Origin of the sequence: Clostridium paridis, from assembly GCF_016765615.1 — a bacterium.
Classification (GTDB): Bacteria; Bacillota; Clostridia; order Clostridiales; family Clostridiaceae; genus Clostridium_T; species Clostridium_T paridis.
Genome location: NZ_JAESWA010000029.1, coordinates 42696 through 63351, shown reverse-complemented (window position 1 = coordinate 63351; position 20656 = coordinate 42696). Strand labels below are relative to the sequence as shown.

The 20656-nt window shown below is 31.2% G+C and carries 20 protein-coding genes; 9 read left to right on the top strand and 11 right to left on the bottom strand.

Going from position 1 to position 20656, the window contains the following annotated elements:
* Positions 1-5: 5 nt before the first annotated feature.
* Together JK634_RS19565 and JK634_RS19560 are read right to left on the bottom strand one after the other, a co-directional pair.
* Positions 6-1346 (bottom strand): ABC transporter permease, encoded by a 1341-nt coding sequence (locus JK634_RS19565; RefSeq protein WP_202769443.1) that lies wholly within the window; start codon positions 1344-1346, stop codon positions 6-8.
* 3 nt (positions 1347-1349) lie between these two features.
* Positions 1350-2045 (bottom strand): ABC transporter ATP-binding protein, encoded by a 696-nt coding sequence (locus JK634_RS19560; protein ID WP_202769442.1) that lies wholly within the window; start codon positions 2043-2045, stop codon positions 1350-1352.
* 308 nt (positions 2046-2353) lie between these two features.
* Between JK634_RS19560 and JK634_RS19555 the strand changes: the two genes are divergently transcribed.
* From JK634_RS19555 to JK634_RS19520, 8 genes are all read left to right on the top strand, one after another.
* Positions 2354-3580 (top strand): argininosuccinate synthase, encoded by a 1227-nt coding sequence (locus tag JK634_RS19555; RefSeq protein WP_202769441.1) that lies wholly within the window; start codon positions 2354-2356, stop codon positions 3578-3580.
* 2 nt (positions 3581-3582) lie between these two features.
* Positions 3583-4968, top strand: coding sequence for an argininosuccinate lyase (gene argH, locus JK634_RS19550; protein WP_202769440.1), 1386 nt, complete (start codon positions 3583-3585; stop codon positions 4966-4968).
* Positions 4969-5002: 34 nt separating this feature from the next.
* Complete coding sequence (gene argC, locus JK634_RS19545; RefSeq protein ID WP_202769439.1) at positions 5003-6037, top strand: N-acetyl-gamma-glutamyl-phosphate reductase; 1035 nt, start codon at positions 5003-5005, stop codon at positions 6035-6037.
* 53 nt (positions 6038-6090) lie between these two features.
* Positions 6091-7314 carry a bifunctional ornithine acetyltransferase/N-acetylglutamate synthase gene (gene argJ / locus JK634_RS19540; RefSeq protein ID WP_202769438.1) on the top strand — a complete coding sequence of 408 codons (1224 nt, stop codon included), beginning with the start codon at positions 6091-6093 and terminating at the stop codon, positions 7312-7314.
* Between the two features lie 15 nt (positions 7315-7329).
* Entirely contained in the window at positions 7330-8181 is an 852-nt protein-coding gene (gene argB, locus JK634_RS19535) for an acetylglutamate kinase (RefSeq protein ID WP_202769437.1), read from the top strand.
* 13 nt (positions 8182-8194) lie between these two features.
* Positions 8195-9370 carry an aspartate aminotransferase family protein gene (locus tag JK634_RS19530; RefSeq protein WP_202769436.1) on the top strand — a complete coding sequence of 392 codons (1176 nt, stop codon included), beginning with the start codon at positions 8195-8197 and terminating at the stop codon, positions 9368-9370.
* Between the two features lie 23 nt (positions 9371-9393).
* Positions 9394-10332: an ornithine carbamoyltransferase gene (gene argF / locus JK634_RS19525; protein WP_202769435.1), complete on the top strand. Its 939-nt coding sequence runs from the start codon at positions 9394-9396 to the stop codon at positions 10330-10332.
* Between the two features lie 138 nt (positions 10333-10470).
* The gene (locus tag JK634_RS19520) at positions 10471-11262 is read left to right on the top strand and encodes a BclA C-terminal domain-containing protein (protein WP_202769434.1); all 792 of its coding nucleotides are present in this window, start codon (positions 10471-10473) and stop codon (positions 11260-11262) included.
* Between the two features lie 224 nt (positions 11263-11486).
* Here the strand turns inward: JK634_RS19520 and JK634_RS19515 are convergent, their stop codons facing one another.
* On the bottom strand, positions 11487-12527 hold the full coding sequence (locus tag JK634_RS19515) for a nucleoid-associated protein (RefSeq protein WP_202769433.1): 1041 nt from the start codon (positions 12525-12527) through the stop codon (positions 11487-11489).
* A 141-nt stretch (positions 12528-12668) separates the two neighbouring features.
* On the opposite strand from JK634_RS19515, the gene JK634_RS19510 reads away from it, so the two are divergent.
* A complete protein-coding gene (locus JK634_RS19510; RefSeq protein WP_202769432.1) occupies positions 12669-13223 on the top strand; it encodes a class IV adenylate cyclase in 555 nt (184 codons plus the stop codon).
* A 62-nt stretch (positions 13224-13285) separates the two neighbouring features.
* Here JK634_RS19510 and JK634_RS19505 read toward each other — a convergent pair whose 3' ends face one another.
* From JK634_RS19505 to aroA, 8 genes are all read right to left on the bottom strand, one after another.
* Positions 13286-14119 carry a prephenate dehydrogenase gene (locus JK634_RS19505; RefSeq protein WP_202769431.1) on the bottom strand — a complete coding sequence of 278 codons (834 nt, stop codon included), beginning with the start codon at positions 14117-14119 and terminating at the stop codon, positions 13286-13288.
* Between the two features lie 22 nt (positions 14120-14141).
* Positions 14142-15155, bottom strand: coding sequence for a 3-deoxy-7-phosphoheptulonate synthase (gene aroF / locus JK634_RS19500; RefSeq protein WP_202769430.1), 1014 nt, complete (start codon positions 15153-15155; stop codon positions 14142-14144).
* Between the two features lie 107 nt (positions 15156-15262).
* On the bottom strand, positions 15263-15700 hold the full coding sequence (gene aroQ / locus JK634_RS19495; RefSeq protein ID WP_202769429.1) for a type II 3-dehydroquinate dehydratase: 438 nt from the start codon (positions 15698-15700) through the stop codon (positions 15263-15265).
* 136 nt (positions 15701-15836) lie between these two features.
* Entirely contained in the window at positions 15837-16343 is a 507-nt protein-coding gene (locus tag JK634_RS19490; RefSeq protein ID WP_202769428.1) for a shikimate kinase, read from the bottom strand.
* A 15-nt stretch (positions 16344-16358) separates the two neighbouring features.
* On the bottom strand, positions 16359-17168 hold the full coding sequence (gene aroE / locus JK634_RS19485; protein WP_202769427.1) for a shikimate dehydrogenase: 810 nt from the start codon (positions 17166-17168) through the stop codon (positions 16359-16361).
* Complete coding sequence (gene pheA / locus JK634_RS19480; RefSeq protein ID WP_202769426.1) at positions 17165-18310, bottom strand: prephenate dehydratase; 1146 nt, start codon at positions 18308-18310, stop codon at positions 17165-17167. Before pheA ends, aroE begins: the two co-directional genes overlap by 4 nt.
* 4 nt (positions 18311-18314) lie before the next feature.
* Positions 18315-19391 carry a chorismate synthase gene (aroC, locus tag JK634_RS19475; protein ID WP_202769425.1) on the bottom strand — a complete coding sequence of 359 codons (1077 nt, stop codon included), beginning with the start codon at positions 19389-19391 and terminating at the stop codon, positions 18315-18317.
* Positions 19369-20649 carry a 3-phosphoshikimate 1-carboxyvinyltransferase gene (gene aroA, locus JK634_RS19470; protein WP_202769424.1) on the bottom strand — a complete coding sequence of 427 codons (1281 nt, stop codon included), beginning with the start codon at positions 20647-20649 and terminating at the stop codon, positions 19369-19371. Before aroA ends, aroC begins: the two co-directional genes overlap by 23 nt.
* Between the last annotated feature and the right edge of the window lie 7 nt (positions 20650-20656).

Sequence of the window (20656 nt, the reverse complement as noted above, 5' to 3'; positions counted from 1 at the left end):
ACCTCCTAACTTTGTAATGCATCTACAGGATTCAATTTTGATGCTCTGCTTGCTGGATAAATCCCTGCAATTAAAGCTAATAATATTGAAAAACCAACTGAAGCAACTACAAGCCATATTGGCAATCCGAACTCTAATGTCATTGAGTAACCTTTGCTCTTCAAATATATATTTATAAAAATTTGTCCTAATTTAATTAAGGAAAAGCCTAATATAACTCCTGTAACCCCTCCAATTAATCCAATGGAAGAAGATTGTACTAGAAATATATTTTTTATATCTCTTGAACTTGCACCGACTGCTTTCATTACACCAATACTTCTGAACTTTTCATATATTGCCATAATCATAGTATTAATAATTCCAATAGCAGCTACCACTAAAACTATTACACCTAAAGACGATAATATCAAGCTTATACCATTTAACATTTTATTAATTGATTTAGCCATTTCTTGTGCTGATGTTGTCATATAACCTAAATCTTCAATTTTAGTTACTATGCCATCTACATTCTTTATATCCTTTGCTGCAACAGATATATTAGAATATCCTTTCTCTTGCAAGTAATTTTTTGACGATTCCTTAAATGATAATACTTCACTCAAATCTTCATCACTAACTACTATTGATGAAGCCTCAGTAAAGTTTTTATCTATAATTCCTGCTATTTTAAATTCCTTAACAAAGGGTTTTACTTTTACTAGACCAATTGTATCAACTGTAACCTTAAAAGTTTTTCCTATTAATGCTTCTGGATTATCTATCTTATTATCAAGTATTACATTTTCTCCAAGTAATACCTGTCCTTTTTCCCCTTTAGTTAGTGTAGAACCATATTTAATAAAATTAATAGATTTGTCCTTTTTACTTTCTCTTTTATCACTTATTGCACTATTAGTTATTAGTTGATCATCTAAATTAGCACCTATTAAACTAATACTTCCTTCATAATCCTTGTCTGCAATAGTATACTTATAGTTTGTCGAATCACTAATATATGCTCTTATACTATCTACACCTTCAATTTTTCTAATTTCACCTAGTGTAGTTTTATCTATCTTCAAAGAGTTTTCTTCCATCCATGCATTATAATCATTTTCAGAATTTAGATCCATTGTCTCATCTGTGTCCACATTATTCTTAATATTACTAACACTTATTAGCTTACTACTTGCATCACTATTTAAGTTTTCTAGTAAAACTCTTTTGAAGTTAATACCAAGGCCAACCATTGATATTAATAACATAGTTCCAATAGTAATTCCTAAAGTAGTTAAAAAGGTTCTTCCTTTTCTTCTTTTTAAATCTCTAAACGCCATACCAATGGAATCTTTAAACTTCATCTATTATCCCTCCCTTACTTGAGAGTCACTGCTGCTATCTTGAGCTATTTCACCATCTTGAATTCTTACAATTCTATTAGCTCTGAGAGCCTCTTTTTCATTATGTGTTACCATAATTATCGTATATCCTTTTTCATTTAATTCTTTAAATACATTCATTATCTTACTTCCAGTTTTAGAATCTAAATTTCCTGTAGGTTCATCAGCAAATATTATAGCTGGATCATTTACAAGTGCTCTCGCAATAGAAACCCTTTGTCTTTGTCCACCTGACATTTCTGTAGGCTTATGTTTTGACAAATCAGTTAATCCTACTAATTCTAATGCTTTTAAGGCCTTAATCTTTCTTTCCTTTTTAGATGCACCTGAAAAAATTAATGGCATCATTACATTTTCTAATGCAGTTTGTGTATTTTCCAAATTAAAAGCTTGAAAAACGAATCCTATTGTAGAATTTCTATACTTTGACATCTCCTTATCTTTTAATTTAGAAATATCCTTTCCTTCCACAGATATTGTCCCACTAGTTGGTTTATCAAGTCCTCCAATTATATGCATAAGAGTTGACTTACCTGAACCTGAAGGACCTAGTATAGCTAAGAATTCACCATTATCAATCTTTAGGTTAATTCCTCTTAAAGCTTCAACCGTTTCTTTTCCCATTCTATACTTTTTGGTAACATTTGATATCTCAATCATAACTTGCCTTCCTTTATACTCATTTTTAAAGATTATTATAAATAAATAACCTTAATTTATCATAATCTATATCTTAAGATTATCTTAATTCCATCAAATTATTACCATAAATGCTAAGCTTTATACAGTAGTACGATAAATAAATATATATTTTTTATGCACATTTTTGCATATCATTTCGTGTTAAACCTTTACTTTTAATGATTTTATAAATAAAATAGAACTTTATAAGTATTTATTGCATAATTATTCATTAGGATTTATAATGAATAATATCACAAATTGGTAATTCTAAGGGGGTACTATTAATGAAAAAATTTAACAAAATCTTATTAGCATATTCTGGTGGTTTAGATACATCAATAATTATTCCATGGCTTAAGGAAACCTATGGTTGTGAAGAAGTTATAGCTGTTGTAGGCGATGTTGGTCAAGGTGATGATGAACTAGAAGGTTTAGAAGAAAAAGCTATTAAAACAGGAGCTTCTAAGATATATATTGAAAATCTACAAAAAGAATTTGTTTATGATTATATATTCCCAACTTTAAAAGCTGGTGCAGTTTATGAAGGAAAGTACTTACTTGGAACTTCCTTTGCTAGACCAGTTATTGCAAAGAGAATGGTTGAAATTGCTAAAGCTGAAGGAGTTGATGCAATTGCTCATGGTTGCACAGGAAAAGGTAATGACCAAGTTCGTTTTGAGCTAACTATAAAAGCCTTCGCACCTGATATGCCAATAGTTGCTCCTTGGAGAATATGGGAACTTAAATCAAGAGAAGAAGAAATTGAATATGCAATTAAAAAGAATGTTCCAATTAAAATAACTTATGAAACAAATTACTCAAAGGATAAAAATCTATGGCACTTAAGTCACGAGGGATTAGATTTAGAAGATCCAAATAATGAGCCAAAATATGATGAGATATTAGAAATGGGGGTATCCCCAGAAAAAGCACCTGATTCTCCAACTTATATAACTCTTTCCTTTGAAAAAGGAATTCCAGTTGCTTTAAATGGTGAAAAACTTGATGGGGTTTCATTAATCAAAGCATTGAATAAAGTTGGCGGAGAAAATGGCGTTGGAATTATTGATATGGTAGAAAACCGTTTGGTTGGTATGAAATCAAGAGGTGTTTATGAAACACCAGGTGGATCAATACTTTACTATGCTCACAAGGAATTAGAATATTTATGTTTAGATAGAGACACACTACACTACAAGGAGCAGGTAGCCTTAAAATTTGCTGAGTTAGTTTATTATGGACAATGGTTTACTCCTTTAAGAGAAGCTCTTTCATCTTTTGTTGATAAAACTCAAGAAACAGTAACTGGAGAAGTAAAACTTAAACTTTATAAAGGTAATATAGTAACTGCTGGAACTTCTTCACCTTATTCATTATATTCAGAAGAATATGCAACTTTTGGTGAGGATGCAGTATATGACCAAAAAGATTCTGAAGGATTCATTAACCTATTTGGATTGCCAATTACAGTAAAAGCAAAAATGGACGCAAAAATGGATGGAGTGAAATAATTATGAAGTTATGGGGCGGAAGATTTGAAAAAGCCGTAGACACACTAGTTAATGATTTCAATTCTTCTATAAGAACAGACGGAAGGATGTTTAAAGAAGATATTGAAGGAAGCCTAGCTCATGTCAAAATGCTTATTCATCAAAATATTATCCCAAAAGAAGACGGCGAAAAAATTATTTATGGCTTAATGGAAATAAATAAACGAATTGAAAATGGGGTTATTGAGATAGATCAATCTTCTGAAGATATACATTCCTTTATTGAAGCTACTCTTACCTATTACATTGGGGATGAAGGAAAAAAGCTTCATACAGGTAGAAGTAGAAATGATCAAGTTACTTTAGATACAAGGTTGTATTTAAAGAAGAGTTTGTCTTCTCTTGTTAATACTCTTTTAGACTTACAAGAGACAATATTATTAAAATCACAAGAAAACATTCAAACTATTATGCCAGGATATACACATCTTCAAAAAGCTCAACCTATAACTTTTGCTCATCACTTATTAGCTTATGGTGAAATGTTCAAGAGAGATATAGGAAGAATATTAGATGGTTATAAAAGAGTGGATCAAATGCCATTAGGTAGTGGTGCATTAGCAACCTCTACCTACCCAATTGACAGGGAAATGGTTGCTAAAGAGCTTGGTTTTTCTGGTATTTGTTTAAATAGCTTAGATGCTGTATCAGATAGAGATTATGTCATCGAAACTCTTTCTACACTTTCCATGATAATGATGCATCTTTCAAGATTTTCAGAAGAGATAATCTTATGGTGTACTGGAGAATTTAACTTTATAGAACTTGATGATGCTTATTCTACAGGTAGTTCAATAATGCCTCAAAAGAAAAATCCTGACGTTGCAGAATTAGTTAGAGGAAAAACAGGAAGAGTTTATGGGGACTTAATCACTCTTCTAACCTTTATGAAAGGAATTCCTTTAGCTTATAACAAGGATATGCAAGAGGATAAAGATGCTTTATTTGATGCATTAGACACCACTTTTCTTTCAATTAGAACTTTTAATGGTATGTTAAAAACCCTAAAAGTAAAAAAAGATAATATGAGAAAAGGGGCACTTGGAGGCTTTACTAATGCTACAGATGTTGCTGACTATTTAGTAAAAAAAGGTGTTGCTTTTAGAAATGCACATGAAGTTGTTGGGGCTATCGTTTTACAATGTATAAATGAAAATAAGAATATTGAAGAATTATCTTTAAAAGAATTAAAAGAATTTTCACCAGAATTTGAAGAAGATATTTATAATGCTATATCACTGGAGACTTGTGTTGAAGAAAGAAAGGTTATTGGGGGGCCAAGTTCTCAATCAGTTAAAATGCAATTAGATATTCTAAAATCCTTTATTCAGGATCACAGGAATTTATAAGTATTTACTTTAAAAGAAAAAGGGGGCTACTAATTTGATAAAGGTCGGAATAATTGGTGGAACAGGATACGTTGGAGCTGAACTTATAAGACTTCTAATGAGTCATAAAAAAGTTGAAATTGCTGCTATTTCATCAGTTAGTTTTAAGGGGCAAAATCTATCAGAAATATATCCAAGTTTCTATAAACTTACTAACTTAATATGTTCAGAAGAGGATGATGTTATAGATAAAAGTGATGTTATTTTTGCAGCACTTCCTCATGGATTAAGTGAGCATATAGCAAAAAAAATACTATCAAAAGGTAAAATCTGCATTGATATGGGGGCAGATTTTAGACTTTCTGATGAATCTATATATAAAAAGTGGTACGGGAAAAACTTTGATATACCTGAGTTGCATGGAAAAGAAGTTTATGGGTTACCAGAGCTCAATAAAGAAAAAATTAAAAAAAGTAAATTAGTTGCTAATCCTGGCTGTTATGCAACTTCTATTGAACTAGCATTACTTCCATTGCTTTCTATGAATCTCATAGAACCAACTGGAATAATTGCTGATTCAAAATCTGGTACTACTGGAGCCGGAAGAAATTTATCTCAAAGCAGTCACTTTACTGATTGTAATGAGAGTTTAAGTGCATATAAAATAGCCAGCCATAGACATACACCTGAAATTGAAGAAGTGCTATCATCAATCTCCTCTGAAAAAGTAAAATTAATTTTCACACCACATCTTCTTCCTATAAACAGAGGAATTTTATCAACAATATATGTTACTCCAAAAGACAAAATAGATTTAGAAGAGCTTCATAAAGAATACTCCACTTATTATGATAATAAGCCCTTTGTAAAAATTCTACCTTTAGGAGAGGCATCAAAAATAAATAATATTAAGCTTTCAAACTATTGTCATATTTCACTTCATTATGATGAAGAAAATAATAAATTAATATTAATTTCATGTTTAGATAACATGGTTAAAGGAGCTGCTGGTCAGGGTATACAAAATATGAATATAGTTTTAGGTTTTGATGAAGCTGAGGGCTTAGATTTTGTTCCTCCTGCATTTTAATCTATTCATGTAATAAATTATATTTAACTCTAAATAAATAAGGGGGCTTTTTTATGACTATAAAATATATTCAAGGCGGAGTAACCTCACCAAAAGGATTTACTTCGTCTGGAATCCATTGTGGAATTAAAAAAAATAAAAATAAAAAAGATTTAGCTCTAATAATATCTGAAAAAGAATGTAATGCTGCCGCTGTATATACTAAAAACCAAGTAAAAGGTGCTCCTTTACTTGTAACAAAAGATCACTTGAAAAATAATACAGCTAAAGCAATTATTATAAATAGTGGTAATGCAAATACTTGCACAGGAGATACGGGGCTAGCTAATGCAAGAAAAATGTGTGAATTTGTAGCTAATTCATTAAATTATAATACTGAGGATGTTATCGTTGCTTCAACTGGTGTTATAGGAGTTCAATTAGATATAGATAAAATAAAGGATTCTATTCCAACTTTAGTTGGTTCTTTAAGTGAAAATGGATATCTAGCTTCTACCGAAGCCATCATGACAACAGACACCTTCGAAAAAACTCTTGCATTAGAACTTGAACTATCTGGCAAAAAAGTTACTATTGGTGCTATGGCAAAAGGCTCTGGTATGATACACCCTAATATGGCAACAATGCTTTCTTTTATAACTACAGATATAAACATATCTCCTACTCTACTAGATAAGGCACTTAAAGCCAGTGTTAACATCAGTTATAATCGTATCTCAGTAGATGGAGATACTTCAACCAACGATATGGTAACCATCTTAGCAAATGGTCTTGCAGAAAATAACCTAATAGATGAAGAAAATGAGGATTATCTTTTATTTTTAGAGGCTTTAAAGACAATAACAATTTCTCTAGCAAAAATGATAGCTAAAGATGGTGAAGGTGCCACAAAACTAATTGAATGTACTGTGCTTAATGCCAAGTCTGAAGAGGAAGGTGAGCTACTTAGTAAGTCAGTTATTTCTTCAAGCTTAGTAAAGGCTGCAATATTTGGAAGCGATGCTAATTGGGGTAGAATTCTATGCGCTTTAGGATATTCAGGCATTGATTTTGATCCATTAAAAGTTGATTTAACTTTTGGAAGTTCTGTTGGTGATATTAAAGTTTGTGAAAATGGAAGTCCCTTGAATTTCTCCGAAGAAATAGCTAAGAATATACTTTTAGAAAAAGAAATTCAAATACTAGTAGATATGAAAGCAGGGAGTAATACTGTAACATGTTGGGGCTGCGACTTAACTTACGATTATGTAAAAATAAACGGAGATTATAGATCTTAAAGGAGGAAAATGAAATTGAACCATATTGAAAGGGCAAATATATTAGTTCAGGCACTACCATACATCCAACAATACTCTGGTAAAACAATAGTAGTTAAATATGGCGGAAATGCTATGATTAATGAAGACTTGAAACAAGGAGTTATTAATGATCTTATATTGATGAAATGTGTTGGCATAAATGTTGTTGTGGTTCATGGTGGTGGTCCTGACATCTCCTCCTTTTTGAAGAAGATTAATAAAGAAAGCACATTTATTAATGGATTAAGATACACCGATGAAGAAACAATAGATATTGTACAAATGGTTCTTGGTGGCAAGGTTAATAAAGACTTAGTAAAGTTAATTGAAGGTTATGGAGGAAAAGCTATAGGTCTATGTGGCATGGATGGTTCTATGATAAAAGCAAAAAAACTATCTAGTGAAATTGATCTAGGGAACGTAGGGGAAATTACTAAGGTTAATACTGAAATAATTGAAAGAACTCTTGCAGATGGATACATCCCTATTATAGGTAGTGTTGCATTAGGTGAGGATGGAAAAGTATATAACATAAATGCCGATACCTGTGCAGCTAAGATTGCTTCAGCCCTAAAAGCTGAAAGTCTTATGCTTCTTACAGATGTTCCTGGAGTCATGAGAGATCCAAAAGATCCTTCAACTCTTATATCTGAATTAAGATTACATGAAATTCCAAAACTTCATCTAGAAAATGTTATACAAGGAGGAATGATTCCTAAAATAGGTTGTTGTATGGAATCAGTAAGAATGGGTGTTAAAAAGGCTCACATTATAGATGGTAGAGTTGAACATTCTTTAATTCTAGAATTATTCTCAGATGAGGGTATTGGAACTATGATTTATTAAGGGGGAAATTGTAATGGATAATTTACTTGGGGCAAATGAAAACTTAATGAACACTTATGCTAACCTTTCTATTGTATTAGATCATGGCAAAGGAAGTAAGTTATATGATATAAACGGAAATGAATATATAGATTTTACATCTGGAATAGGTGTATCTTCTCTTGGATATGGTCACGAAGGTTGGGTAAATGCGGTTACTGAACAAGTTAAAAAGCTTGCTCATACCTCTAACATTTTTTTAAATGAACCAGTCTTAAAGCTTGCAAAGAAGATAACTGAAATATCTAACATGAAGAAAGTTTTTTTTGCTAATTCTGGAGCTGAAGCAAACGAAGGTGCCATAAAGCTTGCAAGAAAATATAGTTATGATAAATATGGAGAAGGTAGAAATACAATTATCACCTTAAATAAAAGCTTCCATGGTAGAACTATAACAACTTTAAAGGCTACTGGACAAGAAAAGTTTCATAAATACTTCTACCCTTTTACTGAAGGCTTTAAATATACAGACGCTAATGATATAGATTCATTAATATCATGTGTAGATGAATCTACCTGTGCAATTATGATAGAAGCTATACAAGGGGAAGGCGGAGTTAATCCACTAAAAAAAGATTTTGTTGATGAAATCTTTAAAATAGCTACTAAAAAGGACTTATTAGTTATATTTGATGAAGTTCAATGTGGTATAGGAAGAACAGGGAAATTATACGGTTTTAATAATTTTAATGTTGAGCCAGATATAATAACTTTAGCAAAAGGCTTAGGGGCGGGCCTTCCTATAGGAGCTGTTTTATGTAATGAAAAACTCCAAGAAACTTTTAAACCAGGAGATCATGGTTCAACCTTTGGAGGAAATCCTGTGGTCACTTCTGGTGCTTTAGAAGTTCTAAATATAGTTTCTAATGATAGCTTTTTAAATGAGGTTTCTAAAAAATGTAACTTAATTAAAACATTCTTTAAGAATGCTTCTTCCTCAAAAGTTAAAGAAGTAAGAGGTATGGGCCTAATGATAGGTATAGAAATTACTGAAGAAGCTTCAAAGATTCAAAAAGCAGCCTTAGATAATGGCTTATTAGTTTTAACTGCTGGACCTAACGTACTAAGAATGTTACCTCCACTTATAATCTCAAATGAAGAACTAGAAAAAGGTTTAAGTATCTTATTACAATCAATAGAAAATGTATAATAATATGACTTTGGGGGTTTATTATGAATAAAGATTTATTAAAGATGGATGATCTTACAAAAGAAGAAATTTTAGACATTCTTAACTTAGCAGATCAATTAAAATATGAGCATAAGCATAATATAGAACATCCTCATTTAAAGGGCAAGACTCTTGGAATGATATTTCAAAAATCCTCTACTAGAACTAGAGTTAGCTTTGAAGTTGGAATGTATCAACTTGGAGGAAATGCATTATTTTTAAGTTCAAGGGATTTACAAATAGGTCGTGGTGAACCTGTAGAAGACACTGCAAGAGTGTTATCTAGATATTTAGATGGAATAATGATTAGAACCTATGACCAAGCTGAAGTTGAGGTACTTGCAAAACATTCATCCATTCCTATTATAAATGGTCTTACAGATGATGAACATCCTTGTCAAGTATTAGCAGATCTTATGACTATAAGAGAATTTAAAACATCTTTTGATGGTTTAAAACTTTGCTTCATAGGTGATGGAAATAATATGGCCAATTCTTTACTAGTTGGTGCATTAAAGTTAGGAATTAAGGTATCAATAGCCTCTCCTAATGAATATACCATTAATGAAGCTTATGTAACTAAAGGAAATGAACTATCTGAATTAAATAATGTAGAATTTATCTTAACTAATGACCCAAAAGAGGCAGCTAAGGACGCAGACGTAATTATTACTGATGTTTGGGCAAGTATGGGGCAGGAAGCTGAAACTGAAAAAAGAATCAAAGCCTTTAAAGGGTATCAAATAAACAAAGATTTAATGTCTTATGCAAAAGATGATGCTATTGTTCTTCATTGTCTTCCAGCTCATAGGGATGAAGAAATAACTTCTGAAATTCTAGAATCCCACTCTTCTGAGATATTTGAAGAGGCAGAAAATAGACTTCATGCACAAAAGGCAGTGCTAGTAAAACTACTTAAAAATACTAACAAATTTAATTAACATTTTATAAAGAGATGGATATTGCTTCATCTCTTTTATAATTTTATATACAATTGTTCCAACTTAAGGTACATATTTGAAACTTCTATACTACTATAATTAGTAGTATATTATTTTTTAAACAAGAGGTGTTTATAATTGAATAATGATAACGTAGATAATTATAATACTCAATTTGATTATCATGCTAATGGGGTTAATCCAACAAATGACACCTTTAACTATGGTGAGGCCAATAAAGATATATATAATCAATCAATTAATGCAAATATTAATCCAGTTGCAGGTTGCTATGGTCCACAATGTCCTATTATAGTTAATTGCCCTACTGGGCCAACTGGTCCTACTGGTGCTACTGGCGCTACCGGTCCTACTGGAGATATTGGTCCTACTGGTGCTACTGGCCCTACAGGTGATATTGGTCCTACTGGAGCCACTGGTCCTACTGGGGTTACTGGGGCCACTGGAGCTACTGGAGATATTGGTGCATATGGCTACTTTTACAGTACAACAAATCAAGCTGCTACAACAAATCAAGCTACTTCAACCAATCAAGCCTCTACAACAAATCAAGCCTCAACAACAAATAGAAGAATTTATAAGGTATTTGAAAATCAAGGCCCTTCAACAGATAACCTAACTTTAGATTCCACAAGAATAACTATAGCTGATCCTGGAGATTATGAAATAGTTTATTCTGCAAATGCCGTAAATGCTAATGATTCTGCTATTGAACTAACACTTAATGGAGTATCAGTTCCTGGAACTAGATTATTCTGGCCAGATAACGAAGGTCAATTAGTAGGAAATGCAATAGTTACTGTTCCAGCAAATTCTGTACTAAGATTACGAATTATTCCTTGTGTAAGAAGGTTTGCATTAGCTAGACAAGGTGTAACAGCTTATATTACTGTTATTAAATTATCCTAGTATTTCTCCATTGGCTCAAAAGTATGTTAATTATAAATAACTTTTGAGCCACTCCTTTCTATTCTTTATTCTATAAACTGAATATTATTAAGACTATACTTACATTATCCACAGTTACTATACGTTGAAAGAATTTTATACACATAATATTCTAATAAATTAAAAGAGAGCAAAATCATTAAAGAATTATACCTTAAATATGATTTACTCTCTTTTTTATTGTATTACTTTTCTATATAATTCATAACATGCTTTATTACTAAATTAATGCTTCCATCACCATTTCTTATAATTTCAAATTTGGATGTATCATGATATGCTTCTTCATCTATATATAAATCTATTTCTTTATCTATCTTAAGTCTTACTCTCTTAAGTTTTTTCTCAACATATTGCTTATCAACTTGAACTTCTTCATTTAAACCTTGGGATGCTATATAATCGTCAAATGCTCTTTTAGCTTCTGGTTCTTCTCTAAAAAGTTCACTTGAAAGCTCTTGTACATTGATCCTCTCTTCCTCTTTAAGCTTAGCCTTTATACTTGTTCTAATTTTTTCTGCCTTATCTGCATCTTGCACTACATTATTTCTAGTCCAAGCTTCGGCTGCCTTGATAAATGCTTTAGTCATATCTCTTTCATTAGTTATAACGGTACATCCTAATAAACTATTTATAAAGTAGTTTGTCCCATACTCTTCTTCATCTTTATTTTTCTTTTGCTTATCAATTACCATTAAATTAAATTCTTGATCTTCCATTATAGGCTTTATAAATGCACACTTTTGTATTCTTTGAGATGAAGCTGGCAATCCTCCAAATTGCTGTACTATTCCTATCCCTATTTTATCATCCACAAAATCAATTTTATGTGTAAAGTTTTTCACGTAATCCAGTTTCAAAATTCCTAATATTGGCCCTTGATCAGTGGAAAGTGTCACTACCATCAAGTCACAAGATGGTATATTACCATTACCCTTCATTATCGAGAATAGTTGCCTTGCTATTTCTTGAGATATCCCAACTAAATCATTATTTGCACCCTTCAAGTATTCCTGGGAAAGTTCTTTAACTATGTTTCTCTCTGGATTGAATACTGCATACTTTAACTCTTCATCATTTAAAGCTCTCTCCACATGTCTATATATAAATTTATATACTTCATCCCCTAAATCTAATTTATATTGATTCAGAATCGGCTCGTCTGAATTATTATCTAAAATATGAATTACTGCATCTAAAATATTTATATCATTAATATACTCCATAAAAGACCTCCTATTTAGAATGATTTATATTTATAATTACATGCCATCTTTTACTTCACATATTATATCATATTTACCTTTGTATTTTGATGATTTATAATAAATATAAACTTTTAGTAGTTTTATGGAAGGACTGATTTTATGAAAGAACTTGAAACTAGGATACTTGATATTGATTTAGATATCTTAAGAAATAACCTTGTTAAAATTAATGCAGAAAAAGTTAAAGAAGAAAATCAAGTAAATAATATTTTTGATTATCCAGACAGAAGACTTTTAAACGAAAAAGGATATGCAAGAATAAGAATAGTAAATGATTTAATAAATAATAAAATTGTTAGTTATATGACAACAAAAAAGATGCTATCTCAAGAAAGATTTAAAGTTATGGAAGAAAATGAATGTATTATTGAGGATGGAGAAGTTGGTAAAAAGATTTTTTATTCTCTAGGATTGGAATTAGTTCAAAGTATAAAAAAATATAGAGAAAGTTACAAATACAAAAATACTTTAATAGAGATAGATATTAATGATAAAAGTTTCTGTCCATTTCCTTATGTTGAGTTTGAAACTAGTTCCGAACAAGAATTAGAAGAGGTTCTTGAGCTTTTAGGCTACTCCTTAGATGACACCACCTCTAAAACAATATATGAAATTTTAAGTGAAAGAAATATACAAACTGAAAAAGGTTTATAAAAATAAGGTATCCTACAAGAATAAATGTATGGATACCTTAAGTTATATTAATTATATTTTTACTATAGTTTTTCTCTTCTTATTCCTGATTCTTTAAATAGCTTAGTTAAGGATTCTCTATCCTCATTTATTATAGCATCCTTAATACTATTCAGTTGATCCTGAAAACTTTCTATACTTTGAAGTAAATTATCCTTATTTCCTAAAAAAAGTTCACTCCATAACCCTTCATTAATGTTGGCTATTCTAGTTAAATCTCTATATGAATCTCCTATGAAAGCTCCTGTATCAAACTCTTCTTTATCACTATTAATTAATGCTACTGCTATAGCATGAGGAAGCTGTGAAGTAAATGATATAATTTTATCATGTTCTCTTGGAGTTATTCTTCTAACTCTACTAAATCCAATCTTCAAAACTAGGCTCTCAATTTTACTAAGGTTTTCTTCCTTATTTTTATTATGCGGAGTTAAAAGATAATTAGCCCCTTTAAATACTTCTTTTGAAGCAAAGTCTATCCCTTTTTTTTCTCTTCCAGCCATAGGATGTCCAAAAATAAAATCTACTTCTTTTGGTATTATACCTAAAGCTTCATTAATAAAGGTTTCCTTAATACCTGTAACATCTGTAATAATTGCTCCTCTTTTAAAGTTACCTTGGTTTTCTTTAAGAAAATTTAATATAGCGGATGGATATAATCCTATAATTACAAGATCACTTCTTCTTATGAAGTCACTGCCAGATGTACATCCATCTTTTATTATCCCTAACTTCTTCGCCTTATCTATGGTTTCTTTATTTACATCGACTCCATAAATCTCATGTTCCTGAAGTTCATTCAAAGCCATGGCAAAGGAGCCACCTATAACTCCTAATCCAACTATAGTTATTATCATATTTTTTACCTATAGCAATTTTTTAAAGCTCCCTTTCTTCTAATTCAACAAGAACTTTAACTTTTTTCATTAAATCATCAAATGCTTCAGGCTTTAATGATTGAGCACCATCACTTAATGCATTTACTGGATCATTATGAACTTCTATCATAAGTCCATCAGCCCCTGCTACTATAGCAGCTTTAGCCATAGGTTCTACTAACCACCATTTACCTCCTGCGTGTGAAGGATCAATTATTATTGGTAAGTGAGTCAACTTTTTAATTACTGGAATTGCACTTAAATCTAAGGTATTTCTTGTATATGTTTCAAAGGTTCTAATTCCTCTTTCGCATAAAACAACATTTTCATTTCCACCTGCCATGATGTACTCAGCTGACATAATCCACTCTTCAAATGTAGCTGAAAGACCACGCTTTAAAAGTATTGTTTTATTAGTTTTTCCTAATTGCTTTAACAAATCAAAGTTTTGCATATTTCTTGCACCAACTTGAATTACATCAACCTTTTCCTCAAAAACATCTATATAATCTGTAGACATTATTTCAGTAACTATGGATAAACCAGTAGCTTCCTTAGCTTTTAATAGTAAATTAAGCCCTTCAAGCTCTAAGCCTTGGAAACTATATGGAGAAGTTCTTGGTTTAAAAGCTCCCCCTCTAAGGAAATTAGCTCCTGATTCCTTAACTTTTTTAGCAACTTCAATTATTTGCTCCTCAGATTCAACAGAACAAGGACCAGCCATTACAGCAAAATTCTTGCCCCCTATCTTATTACCATTTACATCTATGATACTATTTTCAGGTTTAAATAACCTATTGGCCTTTTTGTAAGGCTCTTGTACTTTTAACACTTTTTCTACTCCGTCTATCGCCATAAGCTTATCTCCATCTATTATAGAGGTATCTCCTACTAATCCTATTACGCAGAATGATCCACCTCTTGAAAGATTGGCTTCTAACCCTAGTCCCTCTACTATTCCCATTACCTTTTTAATCTCATCATCTTTTGCCTTGTTATTCATAATAACTATCATTTCTACCATCCTCCTAAATTTTTAATTTTTCTACTTTCCTGCTTTACTTTAGCTTAAAAATTAAACTTCCATAGTTTAATTCTTAAACTTCCTACCATACTACAAATTTATTTATTTAAATGCTCTTTTAAAGCACTTAAAGCTAATACATATCCATACTCACCAAATCCTGAAATCTGTCCAACACATGCTGGAGCAGTGAAAGATTTATGCCTAAATTCTTCTCTTTTATGGATATTTGACAAATGCACCTCTACTGCTGGTATTGATACACTTTTTAATGCATCAAATAAAGCTATAGATGTATGTGTGTACGCCCCCGGATTTATAACAATTCCGTGATACTTTTCTAAATATGCTTTCTGAATGAGGTTAATTAATTCTCCCTCAATATTATCTTGAAAAATATCGACTTCAAATCCTATTTTTTTACCTTCTTCTACCACATATGAACATATATCTTCATATGATTTTATTCCATATACATCTTTTTCCCTTATCCCAACAAAGTTGATATTGGGACCATTTAGAACCATTACTTTCATAGTTCCCTCCTAATATAGGGTTTTTTATAGGAAACTTAATTTATTCTTGTTTGAAAATGTCGGTTTCTGGACATTTTCAGGAATGAATAAATGTTAGTTGAACTTAAAACCCTGTACATTTCATATTAATGGTTACTCAAATTATATCACTTATTGCTATTTTAGAAACTATCTTTTCTGCTACTTCTTCTAATGAGCCTTTATTTATAATAGTTAATTCGGAATATTTTTTATATAAATCATATCGCTCTTCATAAAGCTCATATAATTTTCCTGTTCCCTCGTTTAATAGAGGTCTTGAATAAATATTAACATCACCAATTATATCCTCTACGTTTCTATCAATAAATATTATGATACTATTTTCTTTGAGGTGATCTATATTTTCACTACGCTTTATTACTCCTCCGCCAGTTGAGATTACTTTACTAGAGCACTTAGATAATTCCTTACATGCAATAGTTTCCTTATCTCTAAAGAAAGTCTCACCCTCTTGAAACATATCTTTTATTGTTTGTCCTTGGATTTCTTCAATGTACTGGTCCATATCAACAAATCCATATTGAAGTTTTTCTGATACTAGCTTTCCTATGGTTGTCTTGCCACATCCCGGCATTCCAATTAAAACTATATTTTTCCCCATAAATACTCCTCTAATTTAAAACGCTTTTGAAAGATTATTGTATATCTCATTACTTATATTTTCATCAATAACTCTTTCTTGCCATATCTCCTCAGCCTTAACAGCTTGATCTATTAGCATATACATACCATTTATAGTCTTAAGTCCAAGTTCTTTACCTAATTTTAATAACTTTGTTTCTTGAGGATTATATATAATATCTACAATAACTTCAAAGTTGCTTATTATTTCTTTATTTACAGGAGTTTCATTTACATTGGGATACATACCTACAGGTGTAGTGTTTATTAACATATCTCCACTTATATTACTAAGCTCTTCATATGATACTACAACAATATCTGTATTATCGTAACCCTTAATACTTTCCTTGTTTCTAGAAACCATGTAAATCTTCTTAACCTTACTATCCCTAAGACATTGAATTACTGACTTAGAAGCTCCTCCTGTACCTAAAACCACAGCAATCTTATCTTCTAATATTACTTCTTCTCTCTTAAGCATATTTTGAAATCCAAAGTAATCAGTATTATATCCATAAGATTTTCCATCCTTAAATAAAATTGTGTTCACTGCATCAATATTTCTAGCTTCTTCAGATATAAAATCTAAATATTTCATTATTTCTTGCTTATATGGTATAGTAACATTTACTCCCGATATACCTAATACATTTATTGCTTCTATAACTTTAGATAAATCTTCTTTTTTTATTTGAAATAATGCATAATTTCCATTTATATTTAGATTCTTAAATATTTGTTCATGTATTTCTGGGGATAAAGAATGACCAAGCTTTTCGCCTAATAATCCATATAACTTCATAAGCTTACCCCCTTAAACGCACCTAGCAATCTATAGTACGAGCTATTTTTCTGAATCAAGTTTAAGGTGTTATTTACAGAATCCTCTTCCAAATTTCCTTGGAAATCTATATAGAAGTAATATTTCCAAGGTTCTTTTCCAACAGGTCTTGACTCTATTTTAACCATATTAAGTCCATTCCTATTAATATAGCTTAACATATTGAATAGTGTTCCTACCTTGTTTTCAAGTGTAAATACTACTGATATTCTGTCTTTTTCTTTTGAGTTTTCTATATCTTTTCCGATTACTATAAATCTAGTGTGATTACTTTCTTCATTATTTATGTTTTCTTTTAGTATTTCTAATCCATATATTGATGCTGCCCTTTTAGATGCAATAGCTGCTTTGGTACAATCATTTGTTTCACTTATTAATTTTGCAGCAATTGCTGTGTTATTATTAGGAATCTTCTTCCATACAGGATATTTTTTCAAAAAATTACTACTTTGCTGAAGCCCTTGAGTATGAGAATAAACCTCTTTTATTAAATCTATTTTAGCTCCCCTGCAGCCTAACAAATGTTGTGTTATAGAAATTGATTCCTCGCCTACAATATAAAACCCATATTTTCTAAGTAAATCATAAACATCATTAACTGCTCCAGTTGAGGAGTTTTCTATTGGTACTACACCATAGTCTATTTCACCATTTTTTAATCCAACAAATACCCCTTCAAATTCTTCATAGCTTTTTCTTTTATGATTTTCACCAAAATATTTTAATAATGCTTCTTCGGAAAAGGATCCTTCAGTTCCACCATAACCAATCTTTAGATTATCAATCTTTTCTGAAGGCTGATCTACTTCTGCTATCTTAATTTTATTCTTTCCATTAATGACTTTTTCACGTTGGTATTCCTTACTTACATCCATTAATGATTGAAGGAATTCCTCCGCATACTTTTTAAGTTCTTCTCTTTTTATATAATTTAAGTTTTTCTCTATTACTAATTTTTCTCTATCTTCTTGAAATATAGGAAGATTATTTTCTTCTTTATATTTTGCAACATTTGCAACTAAAGCCATTCTTCTTTCAAATAAATCCATTAACTCCCTATCAATTTCATCAATCTTTTTTCTCCAGCCTTCTAACCCATCCATTTTCTCACCTCAACATTAAGTCTAAAATTCCAAGAGCACTTACAGCTTCAATTACAACTACTGCTCTTGAAACGATGCAAGGGTCATGTCTTCCTACTACTTGCAGCTTATCTTCTTGTTTTTTATTTACATCTATAGTATCTTGAACCTTTATGATTGAAGATGTGGGCTTAACTGCAGCTCTAAATATTATAGGCATTCCATTTGAAATTCCTCCTAATATTCCTCCGTTATTATTTGTTTTAGTTTTTATTTCGTCACCATCATAATAATAACTGTCATTTGCTTCTGACCCTTTCATCTTCGTAATATCAAATCCAGCCCCAAATTCGATACCTTTTACTGCGGGTACAGAAAATACTAGGTGTGCTAATGTGCTTTCTACTGAATCGAAAAACGGATCTCCAACACCTGCTGGTATACCTGCTATCGCACATTCTACAACTCCACCTAAAGAATCTCCTTCCTTCTTTGCCTGAAGAATCAATTCTCTCATTTTTTCGCCTTGTTCATTATTTAGTACTGATAAGTCAGAACCCTTTAAAGAATTTAATTGCTCTTTTGTTATTTCTAGTGGATTAAAGCTATCATCTTCAATATTATTTATGGACTTCACATGAGCACCTATATAAATACCTTTTTCTCTTAATATTTGCTCTGCTATAGCCCCTGCAAAAACTAATGGAGCAGTTATTCTGCCTGAGAAATGACCTCCACCTCTATAATCATTAAATCCTTGATATTTTATCTTAGCTGGATAGTCTGAATGTCCTGGTCTCATTAAATCTTTAAGCTTTGAATAATCTTGGCTTCTAGTATCACTATTTCTTATTATTCCACAAAGGGGAGCCCCTGTAGTTCTTCCTTCAAAAACACCACTTAAAATCTCTACCTTATCAGCCTCACTTCTAGCAGTAGAAATTTTACTTCTTCCTGGTGCTCTTCTTTCCATCTTTTCGTTTATAGCTTCCATATCTAAGAGTACACCTGATGGAAGTCCACTTATATTAATACCTATGGCATTTCCATGTGATTCTCCAAATATTGATATTTGAATTTTATTGCCCCAAACTCCACTCATTGATTTCTCCTCCTAAATTCTTATAATCTCTCCAAAAACTTGGATAGGATTTTTTTACGCAATTTGGATTTTCAATTATTACTTTATCCGTGCAACAGGTCGCAGCTATAGCTAAACTCATAGCAATTCTATGATCATCCCATGAATGTACTACTCCACCATTTAAGCTAGCTACCCCCTCTACAACTAGAGAATCCTCAAGTTCTTTCACATTCGCACCTAGTTTATTCAATTCGGTAGATATAGCCTTTAATCTATCACATTCTTTGATTCTTAACCTTTCGGCATTAATTATATTTGTTGTTCCTTCAGTAACTGCGGCTAAAACTGTTAAAACTGGTATTATATCCGGGCATTGAGACGCATCAATTACTGTATTTTTCTTATCTTTTGTTACTACTTTTATGCCTGCAGAATTATCTTCTATTTCTCCGCCCATTCTTGCGATAATATCTAAAATTTCTTTGTCTCCTTGTAGAGAATTTACATTTAAATCTTTAATTAAAACATCACTGCCAATTGCATCTGCTACAAGGAAAAATGCAGCTTGAGAAAAATCCCCTTCTACTCTATAATCCTTAGCCTTATAGCTTTGGTTACCTTTTATAATGAATTCTTTATAGTCATTATTTATAATTTCTATTCCATAAAGTTCAAGCATACTTAGAGTTAAATCAATGTATCCTTTTGATTCAAGCTTAGTTGTAATTGTTATTTTTGAATCTTCTTCTAATAAAGGAAGTGCAAATAATAATCCACTAATAAATTGAGAACTAATATCCCCTCTTACTTTAAATTCTTCACCCTTTAACTTTCCTTCAACATTCAAGTCAAGAACACCATCTTCATAATCATATTTAATGCCCTGTCTATCAAATATTGCATAGTAGGTATTTAAAGGTCTTTTTCCTAAATTGCCTTTGCCAATAAAGTTGGTCTTTGCATCCTTTGCTAAAGCTATAGGAACCATAAATCTGAGGGTTGAACCTGATTCGTTACAATCAATTAATCTTACACTTTGGGCAAAAGTATTTTTTCCATCAACTTCTAAGTAATCTTCGAAAACTTTTATTTCTGTTCCTAATGACTTCATTGCCTCAATAGTAGCTATAATGTCTTCTGAGAATTCTATATTAGTTATTTTACTCTTCCCCTTACTTAAGGAGGCACAGATAACTGCTCTATGAGCCATACTTTTTGAAGGAGGTATTTTAACTTCCCCTTTTAACTTTCCTGGAGTAATAGTTAATTTATCCATAATATCC

Coding starts and splice junctions, on each gene's coding strand:
- argJ (WP_202769438.1), top strand. CDS start 6,091: ATGACTATAAAATATATTCAAGGCGGAGTAACCTCACCAAAAGGATTT.
- aroQ (WP_202769429.1), bottom strand. CDS start 15,700: ATGAAAGTAATGGTTCTAAATGGTCCCAATATCAACTTTGTTGGGATA.
- JK634_RS19515 (WP_202769433.1), bottom strand. CDS start 12,527: ATGGAGTATATTAATGATATAAATATTTTAGATGCAGTAATTCATATT.
- JK634_RS19560 (WP_202769442.1), bottom strand. CDS start 2,045: ATGATTGAGATATCAAATGTTACCAAAAAGTATAGAATGGGAAAAGAA.
- JK634_RS19505 (WP_202769431.1), bottom strand. CDS start 14,119: ATGATAATAACTATAGTTGGATTAGGAGTTATAGGTGGCTCCTTTGCC.
- JK634_RS19555 (WP_202769441.1), top strand. CDS start 2,354: ATGAAAAAATTTAACAAAATCTTATTAGCATATTCTGGTGGTTTAGAT.
- argF (WP_202769435.1), top strand. CDS start 9,394: ATGAATAAAGATTTATTAAAGATGGATGATCTTACAAAAGAAGAAATT.
- pheA (WP_202769426.1), bottom strand. CDS start 18,310: ATGGATGGGTTAGAAGGCTGGAGAAAAAAGATTGATGAAATTGATAGG.
- aroE (WP_202769427.1), bottom strand. CDS start 17,168: ATGAAGTTATATGGATTATTAGGCGAAAAGCTTGGTCATTCTTTATCC.
- aroC (WP_202769425.1), bottom strand. CDS start 19,391: ATGAGTGGAGTTTGGGGCAATAAAATTCAAATATCAATATTTGGAGAA.
- aroA (WP_202769424.1), bottom strand. CDS start 20,649: ATGGATAAATTAACTATTACTCCAGGAAAGTTAAAAGGGGAAGTTAAA.
- JK634_RS19565 (WP_202769443.1), bottom strand. CDS start 1,346: ATGAAGTTTAAAGATTCCATTGGTATGGCGTTTAGAGATTTAAAAAGA.
- JK634_RS19510 (WP_202769432.1), top strand. CDS start 12,669: ATGAAAGAACTTGAAACTAGGATACTTGATATTGATTTAGATATCTTA.
- aroF (WP_202769430.1), bottom strand. CDS start 15,155: ATGATAGTTATTATGAATAACAAGGCAAAAGATGATGAGATTAAAAAG.
- JK634_RS19490 (WP_202769428.1), bottom strand. CDS start 16,343: ATGGGGAAAAATATAGTTTTAATTGGAATGCCGGGATGTGGCAAGACA.
- argH (WP_202769440.1), top strand. CDS start 3,583: ATGAAGTTATGGGGCGGAAGATTTGAAAAAGCCGTAGACACACTAGTT.
- JK634_RS19530 (WP_202769436.1), top strand. CDS start 8,195: ATGGATAATTTACTTGGGGCAAATGAAAACTTAATGAACACTTATGCT.